At 27.8% G+C, this 17793-nt stretch carries 18 protein-coding genes and 1 other annotated feature; of the genes, 13 read left to right on the plus strand and 5 right to left on the minus strand.

The window, feature by feature from the left end; translation table 11 throughout:
* Window positions 1–167 precede the first annotated feature (167 nt).
* The 8 genes from Q0G30_RS04490 (at window position 168) to mnmA (ending at window position 7958) form a co-directional block, all read left to right on the plus strand.
* Window positions 168–674 (plus strand): hypothetical protein, encoded by a 507-nt coding sequence (locus Q0G30_RS04490; RefSeq protein WP_294387079.1) that lies wholly within the window; start codon window positions 168–170, stop codon window positions 672–674.
* 274 nt (window positions 675–948) lie between these two features.
* Entirely contained in the window at window positions 949–1878 is a 930-nt protein-coding gene (locus Q0G30_RS04495; protein WP_294387083.1) for a CAP domain-containing protein, read from the plus strand.
* Between the two features lie 143 nt (window positions 1879–2021).
* Window positions 2022–3287, plus strand: coding sequence for a replication-associated recombination protein A (locus tag Q0G30_RS04500; RefSeq protein WP_294387086.1), 1266 nt, complete (start codon window positions 2022–2024; stop codon window positions 3285–3287).
* Window positions 3288–3319: 32 nt separating this feature from the next.
* A complete protein-coding gene (locus tag Q0G30_RS04505; protein WP_204571776.1) occupies window positions 3320–4594 on the plus strand; it encodes an L-serine ammonia-lyase, iron-sulfur-dependent, subunit alpha in 1275 nt (424 codons plus the stop codon).
* Between the two features lie 174 nt (window positions 4595–4768).
* Complete coding sequence (locus tag Q0G30_RS04510) at window positions 4769–5218, plus strand: Rrf2 family transcriptional regulator (RefSeq protein ID WP_195466989.1); 450 nt, start codon at window positions 4769–4771, stop codon at window positions 5216–5218.
* 3 nt (window positions 5219–5221) lie between these two features.
* Window positions 5222–6406 carry a cysteine desulfurase NifS gene (gene nifS, locus Q0G30_RS04515; protein WP_195466988.1) on the plus strand — a complete coding sequence of 395 codons (1185 nt, stop codon included), beginning with the start codon at window positions 5222–5224 and terminating at the stop codon, window positions 6404–6406.
* 2 nt (window positions 6407–6408) lie between these two features.
* Window positions 6409–6852, plus strand: coding sequence for a Fe-S cluster assembly scaffold protein NifU (gene nifU, locus Q0G30_RS04520; protein WP_133015821.1), 444 nt, complete (start codon window positions 6409–6411; stop codon window positions 6850–6852).
* A gap of 17 nt (window positions 6853–6869) precedes the next feature.
* Window positions 6870–7958, plus strand: coding sequence for a tRNA 2-thiouridine(34) synthase MnmA (gene mnmA, locus Q0G30_RS04525; protein ID WP_195514745.1), 1089 nt, complete (start codon window positions 6870–6872; stop codon window positions 7956–7958).
* Between the two features lie 57 nt (window positions 7959–8015).
* Here the strand turns inward: mnmA and speE are convergent, their stop codons facing one another.
* The 3 genes from speE to asnA form a co-directional block, all read right to left on the minus strand.
* Window positions 8016–8870 (minus strand): polyamine aminopropyltransferase, encoded by an 855-nt coding sequence (gene speE / locus Q0G30_RS04530; protein ID WP_204571782.1) that lies wholly within the window; start codon window positions 8868–8870, stop codon window positions 8016–8018.
* 10 nt (window positions 8871–8880) lie between these two features.
* Complete coding sequence (gene speD / locus Q0G30_RS04535; protein WP_294129117.1) at window positions 8881–9294, minus strand: adenosylmethionine decarboxylase; 414 nt, start codon at window positions 9292–9294, stop codon at window positions 8881–8883.
* Between the two features lie 315 nt (window positions 9295–9609).
* Window positions 9610–10635: an aspartate--ammonia ligase gene (asnA, locus tag Q0G30_RS04540; RefSeq protein WP_294387100.1), complete on the minus strand. Its 1026-nt coding sequence runs from the start codon at window positions 10633–10635 to the stop codon at window positions 9610–9612.
* A gap of 46 nt (window positions 10636–10681) precedes the next feature.
* Window positions 10682–11003 (minus strand) — a binding site (T-box leader).
* Window positions 11004–11201: 198 nt separating this feature from the next.
* Between asnA and Q0G30_RS04545 the strand changes: the two genes are divergently transcribed.
* The 3 genes from Q0G30_RS04545 to Q0G30_RS04555 all read left to right on the plus strand — a co-directional run bounded on the left by Q0G30_RS04545 (window position 11202) and on the right by Q0G30_RS04555 (window position 13994).
* On the plus strand, window positions 11202–11912 hold the full coding sequence (locus Q0G30_RS04545) for a hypothetical protein (protein WP_204571775.1): 711 nt from the start codon (window positions 11202–11204) through the stop codon (window positions 11910–11912).
* Between the two features lie 133 nt (window positions 11913–12045).
* On the plus strand, window positions 12046–13818 hold the full coding sequence (locus tag Q0G30_RS04550) for a M3 family oligoendopeptidase (protein ID WP_195517273.1): 1773 nt from the start codon (window positions 12046–12048) through the stop codon (window positions 13816–13818).
* 23 nt (window positions 13819–13841) lie between these two features.
* Window positions 13842–13994 carry a hypothetical protein gene (locus Q0G30_RS04555; RefSeq protein WP_166484759.1) on the plus strand — a complete coding sequence of 51 codons (153 nt, stop codon included), beginning with the start codon at window positions 13842–13844 and terminating at the stop codon, window positions 13992–13994.
* A 71-nt stretch (window positions 13995–14065) separates the two neighbouring features.
* Here Q0G30_RS04555 and Q0G30_RS04560 read toward each other — a convergent pair whose 3' ends face one another.
* A complete protein-coding gene (locus Q0G30_RS04560; RefSeq protein ID WP_294387110.1) occupies window positions 14066–14989 on the minus strand; it encodes an NERD domain-containing protein in 924 nt (307 codons plus the stop codon).
* Window positions 14990–15033: 44 nt separating this feature from the next.
* A complete protein-coding gene (locus tag Q0G30_RS04565; protein ID WP_294387113.1) occupies window positions 15034–15783 on the minus strand; it encodes a 3'-5' exonuclease in 750 nt (249 codons plus the stop codon).
* A 356-nt stretch (window positions 15784–16139) separates the two neighbouring features.
* On the opposite strand from Q0G30_RS04565, the gene Q0G30_RS04570 reads away from it, so the two are divergent.
* Both Q0G30_RS04570 and Q0G30_RS04575 read left to right on the plus strand, forming a co-directional pair.
* A complete protein-coding gene (locus tag Q0G30_RS04570; RefSeq protein WP_294387115.1) occupies window positions 16140–17102 on the plus strand; it encodes a DUF2232 domain-containing protein in 963 nt (320 codons plus the stop codon).
* Window positions 17103–17435: 333 nt separating this feature from the next.
* Window positions 17436–17657, plus strand: a complete 222-nt coding sequence (locus Q0G30_RS04575) for a hypothetical protein (RefSeq protein WP_294387120.1) — start codon at window positions 17436–17438, stop codon at window positions 17655–17657.
* Window positions 17658–17793 lie beyond the last annotated feature (136 nt).

Genomic DNA, 17793 nt, shown 5'->3' on the forward strand with positions numbered 1-17793 from the left:
AATGTATCGTAGTGATACATTACTGTTTTTTTATTATCATAATTAATTATGTAATTAAATTAAGATTTATAGCTTCACTTAAATTTCAGTATGTACTATTCATATAACTAAATAACGTTACATAAGAATAGTATAGAAATTAATAAATGAAGGGTAGGTAGAAATAGATGAGAAAGCTTGTTTCAAATACAATACTAGTAGTTATGATTATGTTTAACTTAACAATGGTTATGTGTACTAGGGATAATATATCGCAAAAAGATATAAATGAGATGAAAGATATTGTTGATAAGGTACTATCATATGATGGGGATTATAATGATGAAGTTAGTGATTATATAGATAATCAAACTTTTAATGAATCTAATTATGTAATATTTTATAGTTATTATATAGGTAATATAGTATTGAATAAATATGAAAGTGAATTGATGGGAGTTACAAAAGAGGATGGTAAATATAATTTATGCCTATTGATAAATATGAAGGCTCAAGCAACAACGTTAGAAAGTGATGGGGTAGAAGAGGGATATGATACAGCAGAAGGAATTGATGTACCAGTAGAGGTTATACTGATAAAAAAGAAAGGAAAATTTTATATTGAAAGTATAAAAGAATATAATAGCTTGAAAATTGCACAAAATGAAAACGAAAATTTTATAAAAAATGACTAAAAACTTATAGTAATATATTACATACAATATATTACCAAAAGGCTATAAAGCAAGAAAATATGCGAAAATTTAATTGTAATATAGGTGGAAAATCAAGAAATAAAATATTAATAATGAAAAAAAAGGTATATAAGGAGATAAACCACTACAATAAAATTTAAAAATCTATGTTATAACTGTAAGTGGCAACATTAGTGAAAGTAAAAAGTACTTTGAACTAATAAGATATTGATCAGAATTAAACTGTTCGAAAAAATAAAAAGGAGTGGTACAGATGAAGAATAAACTAATTGCCAGCATAGTTACATTAACTGTAATAGGGGGAGCCGTTACACCAACCTTTGCAGCAACTAAAGAAGCTTCACTAAAAAAAGCAAATAAATGTAGTATATCAGGAAGCTTAATTCAAGGAGTAACTTTTAAAAAAATATGGTGGGGTAATTGTTCAGGAGGAACAATAATTATTGGAGGAACAGTGAACAAGCCTAACCATAATGAGAATAACAATAATAATGGTAACAATAATAATGGTAACAATAATAATGATAATAATAGTGTTGTTCCGCCAACAGGAGATACTGAAACGCCAAATGTTCCTAATAATCCAAGTATAGATGAAACACCAGGTGATACAATTGTGCCACCAACAGGAGATACAGAAACTCCTAGCACACCAGATACACCAACAGTAGATGAAACGCCAAGCGTTCCAGAGCAGACACCAAGTACTCCGGATACACCAGTAGTTGATGAGACACCGGATAATTCAACAGAAGATAACTCAACTAATGCAGATACAAACTTTATGGCAGCTGTGGAACAAGCTATATATAATAAAGTAAATGAAGAAAGAGCTAAGGCAGGAGTTCCAGCGTTAACATATAATAATACAATGCAAAAATATGCTAGAATTAAATCTCAAGATATGGGAGATAATAATTATTTTAGTCATGAAGACTTAAATGGAAATCTTATAACAACTCAAATGAAAAATGATGGAGTATCATATAGAGCATGGGGAGAAAATATAGCTTATATTGGTGGTAATGTAAGTGCGGATGCTCTTGCAGAACAATTTATGACAAATTGGATGAATTCATCAGGTCATAGAGCAAATATTTTATCTACTAATTTCTCAAGTATAGGAGTTGGAGTATATAAAATAGGAAATAAAGTATATGCTACTCAAGAGTTTTACAAATAGTAATATAAATAGTAATATAAGATAATGTAACAAAGGGTTTGTTCACAATAAAAAGTGGACAACCCTTTTTTATTATAAATAAGTCTATAACTTTTCTTATGTTATGTTATACTTTAAATATTAAAAGACTTTGAGGTGAAAAAATGAAACCATTAGCAGATTTAATTAGGCCTACACAATTAAGTGAAGTATGTGGTCAACAACATATATTAGGAAAAAATAAGATTTTAGATAGAATAGTAAAGAGTGGTAGAATTTCAAATATGATATTTTATGGACCGCCAGGTGTAGGAAAAACTACAGTAGCAAATATTATTGCTGAAAAGGCTGGAAAAAGGTTTTACAAGCTTAATGCAACTAATGCTTCATTAAAAGATATTCAAGAGATAACAAAAGAGTTAGATACTTTTTTAGGTGTTAATGGTGTAGTTCTTTATTTAGATGAGATTCAGAACTTTAATAAAAAGCAACAACAATCACTTTTAGAATATATAGAAGATGGTAGAATAACATTAATTGCATCTACTACAGAAAATCCTTATTTTTATATTTTTAAAGCTTTACTTTCTAGATCAACTATATTTGAATTTAAACCTGTAGAAAAAGATGATATAAAGAAGGCTCTTAATAGAGCAATAGCTATTAAGAGTAAAGAATATAATGAAATAAAATTAGATGTGAAGGAAGAAGCTATAGATTATTTATCTTCTTATTGTAATGGAGATGTAAGAAAGGCTATTAATGGGTTAGAAATTGCATTAAATTCAACTAAACCTAATAGTGATAAATTTGTAGTAATTGATTTAAGTGTTGTTAAGGATTCAACTCAAAGTAAGGTAATTTCTTACGATAATGATGGTGACGCACATTATGATATACTTAGCGCATTTCAGAAATCAATTCGTGGTAGTGATGCAGACGCTGCAATTCATTATTTGGCTAGACTTGTTAAAGCTGGTGATTTAATATCTATTTGTAGAAGACTTCAAGTAATTGCGGCAGAAGATATTGGATTAGCATATCCACAAGCAAGTTTAATAGTTAAATCATTAGTAGATTCTGCTAGAGAATTAGGATTTCCAGAAGCTAGAATTCCACTTGCAGAGGCTACAATACTTTTAGCAACAAGTCCAAAGTCAAATTCAGCATATTTAGCAATAGATTCTGCATTGAATGATTTAGAAAATATGACTATAGGTGATATTCCTAACCATTTAAAAGATGCACATTATAGTGGTGCTTGTAAAATGGGAAGAGGGGTTGAATATAAGTATCCACATAGTTATCCAAATCATTATGTACATCAACAATATTTACCTGATAATATAAAACATAGAACCTATTATGAATATGGGGACAATAAGTTTGAAAAGGCCACAAAAGATTATTGGGATAGAGTTAAGAAGTAGAAAAATAATTTAATAACATGGGGGAAGAAACGATGAAAAAAGATAAATATAATGATTATTTACAAATTTTAAAGGAAGAGTTAGTACCTGCAATGGGATGTACTGAGCCTATTGCAATTGCATATGCAGCAGCTAAGGCGAGAGATGTTTTAGGGAAAATGCCGGAAAAAGTTACAGCAAAATGTAGTGGAAACATAATTAAAAATGCAATGTGTGTAACAGTACCTAACACTGGAGATTTAGTAGGGATTAAAGCTAGTGCTATTATTGGTGTTTTAGCAGGGGATTCAAGTAAGGAATTAGAGGTTATTAGTGAAGTTAAAGAAGAACATATAATAGAAGCTAATAAGCTTATGAGTGAAGAATATTGTTTTGTTGAAAGGTTAGATACAGATATTCAGTTACATATAATAATGGAAGTATATTCAGGAGAGGATAGTGCAATAGTAGAAATAAAATATGCACATAACAATATTTCTAAAGTAATTAAAAATGGTGAAGTATTATTTGAAGGGAATGAAGATCCAAGTAAGTATCTAGGAGTATTTATTGATAGAAGCATTTTAAATGTTAATGATATATTTGACTTTGCAAATAATGTAGATATTAATGATGTAAAAGAATTATTAGATAGACAAATTGAATATAACATAACAATAGCAGAGGAAGGCTTAAAAGGAGAATATGGAGTAGGTATAGGAAAGATGCTTATGAAATGTTATCCCAATTCTATTGTTACTAAACTTAAAGTTTATGCAGCATCAGCTTCAGAAGCTAGAATGAGTGGAAGTTCATTGCCTGTTATGACTAATTCAGGAAGTGGAAATCAGGGGATGGCAACGTCAATTCCTGTAATAATATATGCAAGGGAAAAAGGCTTATCAGAGGAACAATTATATAGAGGGTTAATATTCTCTAATCTTATGACAATACATCAAAAAACTGGAATAGGGAGACTTTCAGCCTTTTGTGGAGCTGTAAGTGCAGGATGTGCTAGTGGAGCGGCAATTACATATTTAGAGGGTGGAACATTAGAGCAAATTAATAAAACTGTTGCAAATACTTTAGCTAATATTTCAGGAATAGTATGTGATGGCGCAAAAGCATCATGTGCAGCTAAGATTGCTACAAGTGTTGATGCAAGTATGATGGGCCATTATCTTGCTATGGAAGATCAAGGTTATAGTCCTAAAACTGGTATTTTAAAAGAAAGCATTGAAGAAACAATAACTGCAGTAGGTAGATTAGGAAAAGAGGGAATGAAGGAAACTGATAAGGAAATCTTAGACATAATGCTTGAAGAGTAATTTATATTAAAAAAATTTGTTTTATCTTAATAAAAATTAACTAAAAAACTTGACATAAAAAAGTTTTTTTTATTAAATTAAAAGTTGAATTAAATCATTGTTGACAAAAGCAGAGTAATTTAGTATGATATAAACATAAAGCAGAGCAAAAAAGTCTGAATAAGGGGTGAGAAAATGAAATTATCAACTAAAGGAAGATATGGAGTAAAAGCCATGGTTGAATTAGCGATACATTATGGGGATTCTCCTCTATCAATAAAAACTATTTCACAAAGGCAAGGAATATCTGAATATTACTTAGAACAGTTATTTTCTCCACTTAGGAAAGCAAAGCTTATAAATAGTATAAGAGGCGCTCAAGGGGGATATATCTTAGGCAGAGAGCCAAAGGATATTAAGGTTTCAGATATAATGTATGTACTTGAAGGTCCTATAGAGATTGCTGATTGTATTGAAGGGGTTGCTTGTAATAATATAGATTGTTGTGCAACTAGACTTTTATGGACAAAGATAAAAAATAGTATAGATGAGGTTATGGAAGGCATAACGTTACAAGATATAGTAGATGACTACAATAAAATTAAAGAAAAAAACGAAGCGTTAACATTACAGAGGAGTGAATAATATATGAAGACAGTATATATGGATTATGCGGCTACTACTTATGTAAAGCCAGAAGTTTTAAATGAAATGCTACCATATTTTACAGAAAAGTTTGGTAATCCATCATCTTTTTATGGAATATCAAGAGAAACTAAAATGGCAATAGATAAGGCAAGAGGGCAAGTTGCTAAAGCTTTAAATTGTGATATGAATGAGGTTTACTTCACAGGGGGTGGATCTGAGTCAGATAACTGGGCAATAAAAGGTATTGCATCAGCACATAGAAAAAAGGGAAATCATATAATAACTACTAAAATAGAACACCATGCAGTTCTTCATACTTGTGAATACCTAGAGAAGAATGGATTTGAAGTAACTTACTTAGATGTTAATGAAGAAGGTTTTATTGATTTAGAAGAATTAAAAAATGCAATAACAGATAAGACTATTTTAGTATCAATTATGTTTGCAAATAATGAAATAGGAACTATTCAACCGGTAAAAGAAATAGGTGCAATTTGTAGAGAAAGAAAGGTTCTATTCCATACAGATGCAGTTCAAGCAGTAGGAAATGTTCCAGTAGATGTAAAAGAAATGAATATTGACCTTTTATCTTTAGCAGGTCACAAAATATATGGACCTAAGGGAATAGGTGCTTTATACATAAGAAAAGGTGTAAGAATAGACAACTTAATCCACGGTGGGGGTCAAGAAAGAGCTAGAAGAGCAGGAACAGAAAATATTGCATCAGTTGTTGGATTAGGTAAAGCAATAGAGTTAGCTACAAAAGACTTAGAAGCTCATATGGAAAGAATTTCAGCTCTTAGAGATAAGCTTATAGATGGAATATTAGAAAAAGTTCCATACTCATATTTAAATGGACCAAGAGGGGATAAGAGATTACCTGGTAATGTAAATGTAAGATTTACTTATATAGAAGGTGAATCAATTTTATTATCATTAGATTTCGAAGGAATATGTGCATCAAGTGGAAGTGCATGTACGTCAGGATCATTAGACCCATCACATGTGCTTTTAGCAATAGGTTTACCACATGAATTAGCTCATGGATCATTAAGATTAACATTAGGTGATGGATCAAGCGAAGAAGATGTTGATTATGTTTTAGAGGTATTACCTGGAATTATACAAAGAATAAGAAATATGTCACCATTATGGAGTGATTTTGTTAAGAAGGGAGAAAAATAATTATGATATATACAGATAAAGTTATGGACCATTTTAGAAATCCAAGAAATGTAGGAGAAATTGAAGACGCAAACGGTATTGGAGAAGTTGGAAATGCTAAGTGCGGAGATATAATGAGAGTTTATTTAAAAGTAGAGGATAACATTATTAAAGATGTTAAATTCCAAACTTTTGGATGTGGATCAGCTATAGCTTCATCTTCAATGGCTACAGAAATGATTAAAGGAAAAACTTTAGAAGAAGCTTGGGAATTATCAAATAAAGCTGTTGCTGAAGCTTTAGATGGACTTCCACCAGTAAAAATGCACTGTTCAGTATTAGCTGAAGAAGCTATACACAAAGCAATAAATGACTATAGAAGAAATGCTGGATTAAGCACTGAAGGATGGGAATTCGAAGAAACAGATCATGATGAATTACATGATGCAGTACACGGACACGAATAAAAAACTTAAGGTGTGATTTGATGGAAAAGAAGAAAAAAGTAGTTATAGGTATGAGTGGCGGAGTTGATAGCTCCGTTGCTGCTTACCTTTTGAAAGAGCAAGGCTATGATGTTATTGGTGTTACAATGCAAATATGGCAAGAAGATAAAGATTATACAGAAAGAGAAGGTGGATGTTGTTCACTTTCAGCTGTAGATGATGCAAGAAGAGTTGCTAATAAAATTGGTATTCCATTTTATGTAATGAACTTTAGAGATAGCTTTAAAGAAAAAGTTATTGATTATTTTGTTCAAGAATATATAGATGGAAAAACACCAAACCCATGTATAGCATGTAATAAGCATTTAAAGTTTGATGAGTTATTAAGAAAAGCTCAAGGAATAGGTGCTGATTATGTTGCAACAGGTCACTATGCTAAAATTGAACAAGATGAAAATGGAAGATATCTATTAATTCGTTCAGATGATGATAGAAAAGACCAAACATATGCATTATATAACTTTACTCAAGAGCAATTAGCACATACTCTTATGCCTTGTGGAGAATACACTAAGGATAGAATAAGAGAAATTGCTAAGGAAATTGGATTATCAGTATATAATAAAAAAGATAGTGAAGAAATTTGTTTTATACCAGATAATAATCATGGTAGATACATAAGTGAGGCTAGACCATTAGAGGTTGTTCCAGGAAATTTTGTTGATAAAAACGGAAATGTATTAGGACAACATAAAGGAATAGTTTACTATACTATAGGTCAAAGAAAAGGGTTAGGAATAGCTCTTGGAAGACCTGTATTTGTAACTGATATAAATCCTAGAACTAATGAAGTTGTATTAGGTCCAGAAGAGGATATATTTAAGACTGACTTAGTTGCTAAGGATGTTAACTTTATTCCATTTGATAAGCTTGAAGAGCCAATAACAGTTGAAGCAAAGGTTAGATATTCAGGAAAACCAGCAGAAGCGGTTATTTCACCTTTAAGAGATGGAAAAGTTAAAGTTAGCTTTAAAGAAAAACAAAGAGCAATAACAAAAGGTCAATCTGTTGTTTTCTATCAAGGAAACAAAGTTGTTGGTGGAGGAATTATTGCTGGCATAATATAAATAAAAAAATCATAGCTATTTTAGCTATGATTTTTTTACTTTTTCTTGGATTATATATTATTCTAAAGTATCGTTAAGCATTTTTATAACATAATTAGGCAAAGCAAATGCCCCTTTATGTATATCTGTATTGTAGTATTTTGTATCTAATCCTAAAGAGTTCCATAATTCAGAGTTTAAATCAGCCACAGGATCTAATACTTTTGAAGCAAAACAGAATATCATATGACCAGATGGATAGGTTGGCATATGGTATTGATATGCTTTGCAAATATCAAATAATTTATTTAATTTGCCATAAGATCTTTTCATCTCGTAGGCATTATTATCATAATAAGGACTTTCACATTGATTAATTAATATACCTTTTTCAGTTAATGCATTAAAGCAATTAGTATAAAATTCAGTTGTAAATAGACCTTCACCAGGACCAATAGGATCTGTTGAATCAACTATGATTAAATCGTATAAGTTCTTTTTGTCTTTAACAAATTTAATTCCATCTTCAAAATATAAGTTAACTCTAGGATCATTTAATTTACATGATGTAAAAGGTAGATACTCAATAGAAGCTTCAACAACTAGCTTGTCTATCTCTACCATATCTATATTAACAATATTATTATATCTAGTTAATTCTCTAACAGTACCGCCATCACCAGCACCAATTACAAGGACATTTTTTATATTTGGGTTTGTAGCTAACGCCACATGTGTTATCATTTCATGATAAATGAACTCATCTTTTTCAGTAACCATTGTCCAATTATCAATAACTAATACTCTACCAAATTCGTAGGTATCTATTATGTCTATTTTTTGAAAATCACTTTTAGCAGAATAAAGATGATTTTTTACTTTCATTGAAAAGTTAACATTCTCTGTTTGATTTTCAGTATACCATAATTCCATATTCATCTCTTTAAACCTCCATCTTATGAGTTATTGTTAAATTATTATATTCACCATTGCCAAAGGTTCTAATTTTATCAACTAGCCCTCTAGAAACTTCTGTAGATTCACTTCTATCTGCACTTAATGCCTTTTCAAGGTATTTAAATCCTTTCCAAGGATTGACGCTATCACCACAGGTAAATAAATCTACTGATGCATAACCATATTCTGGCCATGTGTGTATTGTAAGATGTGATTCTTGTATTATAACTGCACCACTTACTCCCCAAGGATTGAATTTATGAAAACAGCTAGTTACTATAGTTGCATTTGCTTCTAAAGCAGCTTGATTCATATGTTTTTCAATAGCCTCATGATCCTTTAATAATTCTTTGTCACAGTTGTAATACTCCACTAAAATGTGTCTTCCTAATTGTTCAATATTCATAATAAAAACCTCCAATAATTTGATTTACATCCATCCAACGGATAAGTATTTTCTTAATAAAAATGCGGTGTTCATAAAACCTCCTATAAAAAATATTCAAAAAGTTTAGTAATACTAAATTTATAGTTAACTATTACTAACACAAGAGTAATTTTACAATTTCAAATAAAAAATGTCAATATTTTCTTGAAATAATTTTTTTTAGGTGTATATGGTGAAGGTTGCTTAAAATATAATTAATAAACAAAAAACCACAATAATTTATTATAATTATTGTGGTTTTTTTGTATTAAAAAATTTATATAGATTTTATAATAGTTCAATATTTGCAGCTTCGCATTGTTTATGAGTATATTCATCCCAAATAGAAGCTTGTACTTCACCTATGTGAGCTTTTCTTAAAAAGAACATACATATTCTTGATTGACCGATTCCACCACCCATAGTTAAAGGAAGTTTTTCTTCTAATAATGCTTTATGGAATGGAAGGTTACGTCTGTCTTCACATCCAGATTTCTGTAGTTGATATTCTAAGGCCGCTTTATCAACTCTAATACCCATAGAAGAAAGTTCTATAGCAGAGTTTAATAATGGATCGTAAAATAAAATATCTCCATTAAGTTTCCAGTCATCATAGTCAGGGCTTCTTCCATCATGCTTTTCCCCAGATTTTAACTCATCTCCAATACCTAATATAAACACAGCTTTATGCTCTTTAGTAATAGCATTTTCTCTTTCTTTAGATGTTAGAGAAGGATACATATCTTCTAATTCTTGTGAAGTAACAAAGGTAATATCTTCAGGTAAAATCTTTTCAATAGATGGATATTCACTAGAAACAAAATCTTCTGTTGATTTAAATACAGAAAATATTTTTCTAACTGTATCCTTTAAAGTATCTATATTTCTATCTTCTTTAGTAATTACTTTTTCCCAGTCCCATTGATCAACATAAATAGAGTGTATATTATCTAACTCTTCATCTCTTCTAATTGCATTCATATCTGTATATAAACCAGATCCAGCTTCAAATTTATATCTATGAAGAGCAAATCTTTTCCATTTTGCTAATGAGTGAACAATTTCTATATTACTATCTTCAATTGCTAACATGTCAAAGCTTACAGGTCTTTCGACTCCATTTAAATTATCATTTAAACCTGAGTTATTTTCAAGGAATAATGGAGCAGAAACTCTTGTTAAGTTTAAAGTTTCAGCAAGTTTAGTTTCAAAAAAGTCTTTAACTTTTTTTATTGCTATTTCTGTTTCTATTAATGATAAGTTAGATTTGTAGTTTTCAGGTATGAAAACTTTAGATTTTAATTCTTTTGTCATAAAAACAACCCCCTAAATAATATAAAAAAACCTTTCATCCTAAAAAATATAGGACGAAAGGTAAATTCCGCGGTACCACCTAATTTGCATAAAGCCTCTTTATCAGTGCTAAATTTAAATATAAATTTAAGACTGTCCCATTGTAACGGTAGGGTCCCGTCTAAGTCTACTAAGTGAGATTCCAAATTTTAATTTGGCAAATGGAACTTACACCTTTGATGTAAAGAAAAGGTGATTCCTTAAAAAACTCAACTGTTCGGTTAGAAGCTCAGGAACGTTTTTCATTAAAACTAATCTTATAAGGCTTACACCATCCCTTACTCGCTTAAAGATATCATTAAAATTACTCTTTCCATCAATGCCTGTTAATTATCTTATGTTATTAATAATAATATAATAAAATATTCTGGATGTAAATATATAAAAAGCAAAAAAATAAGCAAATATATATAAAATATAGATAAAATTCACATAATATTTTACTTTTACTCATATTTATTATAGAATTATAATTTGAACTAATACAAATTAATATTTATAAATTTTAAATGAAGGAGAGAAAGCATATGAAGAAAAGTAAAATTAATTGGCAGAAAATTTTAAGTTATTTTGTGATAATAACATTAGTTTCTACAATTGTCTTTTTAGTGTTTGCAATTAATAAAGCACCAACAGTTGCAGATCCTAACCAGCCATTTATTCGTGTAAAAAGTGATTATGCTTTAATGCTGTCGCAATGTATTTTAGGGGTAGTTGCAATGTTACTACCAGGAATGTTAGAACATAAGTTAAGAATTGAAATACCATCAAATATGTTAATTTTATATACTATATTCTTATATTCTGCAATATATTTAGGTGAAGTAAAGAGTTTTTATTATAATATTTCAAATTGGGATAATATTTTACATACATTTAGTGGAGCAATGATAGGTGCATTAGGTTTTTCAATTGTAACTTTATTAAATAAGACTGAAGAAGTTCCTATGAATTTAAGTCCTTTATTTGTAGCTTTATTTTCCTTTTGTTTTGCAGTAACTTTAGGAGTTGTTTGGGAATTTTATGAATTTACTTTTGATGGTTTGTTAGGTCTTAACATGCAAAAGTTTGCTTTAGAAAATGGTACACAGTTAATAGGAAGAGCTGCTTTAACGGATACTATGATAGATTTATTTGTAGATGCAGTTGGAGCATTAATTATAAGTATAATAGGTTATATTTCATTGAAGTATAATAAAGGTTGGATAGAAAAACTTCAAGTTAGAGTTAGAAAATAGAAATTTAACAAAAGTGAAATAAATTGTGAATTTTGCAATTTATTTTACTTTTTTTTATATGTTTGTTGGAATTATTTTCAACAACAGTATATAATTATAATAAGAATTTGTAAAAATAAGAGGAGGATCATAAATGAGTTTGAATTGGAGCTTGAAAGAGTTATATCCATCATTTGAAAGTCAAGAATTTAAAATTGATATGGATAAACTTACAAATAAAATTAACGAAGTTAATGAATGGGCTAATGAAATCGTAAAAGATAATAATGATATATTAGTAAAGTTGGAAGAGTATATAAAGAGATATTCAAAGTTAACTGAATTAATTAGTAAAATAGGTGCCTTTATAGAGTTAAGTATTAGTGTTAATACAAAAGATACAGAAGCATTAAGATATTCTGATATATTTGAAAAAAAGTTAACTCATATGGTTGAGGCTTCAACTAAAGTAGAAAGGTATATAAGTACTATTGATAATATTGAACATATAATTGAAAAATCAGAGTTACTTAAAGCACATGAATATGTATTAAAAAGTATTGTGGAACAAAGCAAGTATTTATTAAGTGATAAAGAAGAAAGCATTATTGCAAATATGAAAAATACAGGCTCTAATGCATGGAGTAAGCTTAAGGATAATTTAATATCATCACTTATGGTTGAAATTAAAGAAAATGATGAAGTAAAAGAGTATCCATTAACAGTAGTCTTAAATATGGCAGAGGATAAATCAGAGGAAGTAAGAAAAAGAGCTTATGAAGCAGAAATAGCATCTTATAAGAAGGTAGAAGAAGGAGTTGCAGCTGCTCTTAATGGAATAAAGGGAGAAGTATTAACAGTTTGTGACTTTAGAGGATATAAGTCACCTTTAGAAAAAACTTTATTAGATTCAAGAATGGATGAAGAATCATTAAATGCAATGTTAGATGCTATGAAAGAAAGCTTACCTGTTTTTAGAAAGTATTTAAGAAGAAAAGCAGAAATGTTAGGACATAAAAATGGATTACCTTTTTATGATTTATATGCTCCAATATCAAATGCTGATATGAAATTTACATATGATGAAGGAGCAAAATTTGTAGTTAAAAACTTTAGAACATTTAGTGATAATTTAGGAGATTTTGCCCAAAAGGCTATAGATAACAATTGGATAGATGTAGAACCTAGAGAGGGGAAAGTTGGAGGAGCATTTTGTGCTGGACTTCACTTTATAGGAGAAAGTAGAATATTGCTAAATTATGGTGGTAGCTTTGGTGATGTAGTTACTATGGCACATGAACTTGGACATGGATTCCATGGAGAATGCTTAAAAAATGAAGCAATACTTAATTCAGAGTATCCAATGCCTATTGCTGAGACAGCCTCTACATTCTGTGAAACTATAATAAAAAAAGCAGCAATTAAGGAAGCCAATAAAGATGAAGCTTTAGCTATATTAGAAGCTGAAATCTGTGATTGTACACAAGTAATAGTAGATATTTATTCAAGATTTTTATTCGAAAAGTCAGTTTTTGAAGCAAGAAAAGAAAGTGCATTAACAGTTAGTCAAATAAAAGAATTAATGTTAGAAGCACAAAGAGAAGCTTATGGTGATGGTTTAGATCAAGAATATTTACATCCTTATATGTGGGCATGGAAGCCACATTATTATGATGCAGATTATAATTATTATAATTTCCCTTATGCATTTGGATTATTATTTGCAAAGGGATTATATGCTGAGTATTTAAAGAAGGGTGAAAGTTTTACAAGTGAATATGAAAGACTTTTATCAATTACAGGAAAAAATAAAATTGCAGATATAACAAAAGAAGTTGGTATAGATATTCATAATAAAGAGTTTTGGAGAAATTCATTAAAAACTATAGAAGAAGATATAGAGAAATTTATTGAACTTAGTAAATAATATTAAGGTATGGAGGAAAATTTATGGATATAAAGTTAGATGAGAAAGAAGTAATTATTATTTTAGATGCATTAGTAGAAGCATTAGCTTTTGATAATAATGCAGATGATATAAAGGTTGTTTATAATAAAATTGTAAAACAAACTAATATGGATAAATATGAAATGCTAGGATAACTTAACTATAAAACAAAAGTAACTAACTTAGATATCTTTAATGATAAAAAGTTAGTTACTTTTTTTATATTCTATAATGTAATTAGTTTAAAAAATATATAAGATATAAAAGTTATATAGACATAATATATACCTAGAAATATAGTAAAAAACAATATAATAATTTTACTATGATTAAGAAAGTTTTGAAGCCTTGAAATAACTATATCAAAAGTCCAAAGTTTATTTTCTAATAAACTTTCTTTTATTAATAATGGTGAATAATTAACATTTTTATTTATTTTATTTTTTATATAATAAGGTAAATCCTTAGCGGTTACAATTGGAGTTTCTAATGAATAATCTTCTTTTACAACACAGTTTTCTTGTGGAATAGCAATAATGTTAGTTATTGGTATATCACAAGATAAGATGTCTTGCAAAATAGTATAACATTTCAAACATTCTTCAGATATAGAATTTATCGAACTAAGATCTACTACTGTGTCATCTTTGTATTTACTATTATTTAAGGATAGTACCTTAGGAATATTAAATTCAGTATAATCATCATAAGCATAATTTAATGTTTTAATGGCAAAAATACCACCATTAGTAATTACAAGCTCATCTATAGAGCAAGAATCATCATTGTTACTTTCTAAATATATGTTATTTAATATAATACCGTCATCTTTAAGACATTTTAAATAACTTGAAACTTTATAAGAATTACGCATTTTATTATAAATATAGTTTAAGTCAGTATAAATTTTATTATAGATATTAAATTTTATTGCACATAAATGCATTAGATAAATAAAGTATATAGTTGCTAAAATATTAAAATTGACTTTAAATAAATAACCAATAGTAATAAGTAAGAATAGAAATCTTAATAATGGCTTTTTAAAAATAAAAACAAATATTTTAAATATTACTTTTATTAAAAAAAAGAGGGTATAAAATACTAATTTTATAAGTATTCCAATAATATTTACTAAAATAAGCAACATTTACGAAGCCTCCTTTAGTATTAGGTTATCTACTTTTTGGAAAATTATTCATCCTTTAAAATAAATTGCTTAGTTTTACCCATAAAATATGCTAATCGAATCATCTTAACTTCTTCTTTAGACATTTTTCTGTTATAAATTTTTTCAAATTCTTTTATTAAAGCTTCAGAATCAAGCTTTTCCTTTTTTACTTTAGGCTTTTTCTCAGTATTTTTAGTGAAAGTACTTGGAGATAACTTATTTGTATAAATAGCTTTAAAAACTTCAGCAGTATAATGAGCATCATAAAATGCATCATGAAAGTCACCTTCCACAGGAATATTAAGGGCTTCAACAGCATTTTTTAAGCTTATCTTTTGTCCTTTAGGTAGCTTAAATAATTTGCTAGCATAACTTTGAATATCTATATATTTATTTGAGATTTTACAAGAATCAAGATTGTAAAATTCTATATTTTTAACTAACTCTTTTATATCAGAGCTTCCCCATACTACAAGAATATTTTCTTCTTTTCCAATAAAATTAATAAAGTCACTATAAACAGATTTAAAGTCCAAAGAATTATTTAAATCTTCAATATTAATTTTAGTTAAGTTTTCTACATAAGGATGAAGTTTTAAATGTATATTAGGTTTAACTAAAGAATTAAATACAGAGGTTGATTTTAACTCTTTAGACATTTTTATTGCTCCAATTTGAATTATCTCAAATAATAATGGTGGTTTAGGTTCTGAAGCATTAATATCATCAGGATGCTGCTGATTGTATTCTAAATCAAAAATTATATAGTTCATTTTTCACCTACAAATTAAATTTTTTTATTATTTTTATTATTTTTAGTAATTTACATAACTCTTATTACATATATTAAAACATAAATCAATAAAAAAGTCTTAAAAGAGGTGTTAAATAAATGAGTATTTATGTTTTAAAAGCTTATGTAGAGGAATGTTTTAAAGTAGGTATTAATCCAACATTTGAAGGATTAAATAATTATTATAAAGAAAGATCTTCAATAAAGGAAAATTAAAATAAATTTTACTTTTAACCTTAAAATAAAGTAGTATAATTTATTAAAGAACTTAAGATATAGAACAATTTTTTAAGATTTTATAAAGTTGTCCTAAAAAGAATAGAGTGGTGAATTAAATTGAACACAAGAAAACTAACAGAATCAGCAATGCTATCTGCTTTGTTTGTTGTAACTAGTATGATGGCAATTTATACTGGAATAGCATATACATTATATCTTGATATGATTGTTCCACTTTTTATTTGTTTAACATATATGAGGTTAGGAAGTAAATATACTTTATTATCGTCTATAACTTCATTGCTTATTGTAACATTAGCAGTAGGAGATATAGCATCTGCAATATGGATGAGTCAAGGAATAATAATGGGATTAATATGTGGATATTTCATAAGAAAAAAAGGAACTATATTTGATGACTTTCTGTATTCATCCATTTTAGGATGCTTTGTTATGCTATTAATTGATATATATTTTTCAAATTTAACAGGATATAGCTTTATGAAAGAGTTTGATAGTTATAAAGCATTATTTCCTTTAAGCGAAGAATATATGTCTATAGTATTTAGTATATTTGTTGCTGTAATTCCTATAAATACAATATTGATAGTTTATATAGGAGCCTTATTTATTGGTAAAAAGCTTAATATATTAAATGAAAATACTAATGAAAAGTATATGATTATTAGCAATTTTAAAAAGTATGGAGCATATATATGTTGCAGTAAGAAAACTTATATATTTGGTATTTTATATTTAATTCTATATGAAGTATTAATGATAACAGGATTTGAATTTAATTTTGTATATTTTAAAACTGTTATAATGGCAATAAGAGTAGTGATTATATACTTTATATTAAAAGATTCACTTTCTTTTGTTATTAAAGCATTATCATTAAAATTTAAATCAAAAGAAATGTCACAAATTATATGGTTATTATTAATTTATATGCTATTAACTAACTTCAAATTTACATTTATTATACTAGTGATAGCTAGTTTAGCAATTAATTATTTTATGAAGTTAAGGGAAATGCAGATTAGTATGTTAGGTAAAATAATGATAAAAAAATTATGATAAGATTAACTCTAACCTATAAGAATATACTTATAAAATAATTATATTCTTATAGGTTAATTTTTTATAAAAGCTAAATAAATATGTCAATAGTAATTGTTTTCAATTTCGTATAATAACATTATTAAAGTGTATTTTTAATACATATAATTAAAAAGCAAGTAAAATGTAAAAAATAAATAAAGTTTGTATGGATTTACAAAAAATTCAAAATATATTGAAGTAATAAAGAAAAAATTGATAATATATTAGTATAAAAATTAATATAAAATAAAACAAGAAGAATGAATAGTGAAATTAAATTACGAATAAAGGGATGGTTTGAAGCATAATATGAAATTTAAATTAAATATTATTTCAATAATTTTAGGTTTAATTTTCATAGTTATTTCTGTTTATATTGGATGTATAAATAGCTTTCAAGGAAACAATGGTCTTATATTGCTTATATTTGGAAGTGTACTAACAATAATCGGAGTTGTTTTTACTCCTAAAATATGGGAGCATGTTGCTTATATAATAGACATAGTAGTTATGTTTTTTAGTAAGCCTTGATTTGCAATTTTAATATATTAGGATATATATGTAGTACTTATAATTATGAATAACTATATTTATAAAGGGTGTGAAGAATTGATATATTTGGCTTTGTTTTAATAAACTGTTGAAATTTGATTAACCTCTATAAATA

Source organism: uncultured Clostridium sp., assembly GCF_934754925.1.
Classification (GTDB): domain Bacteria; phylum Bacillota; class Clostridia; order Clostridiales; family Clostridiaceae; genus Clostridium.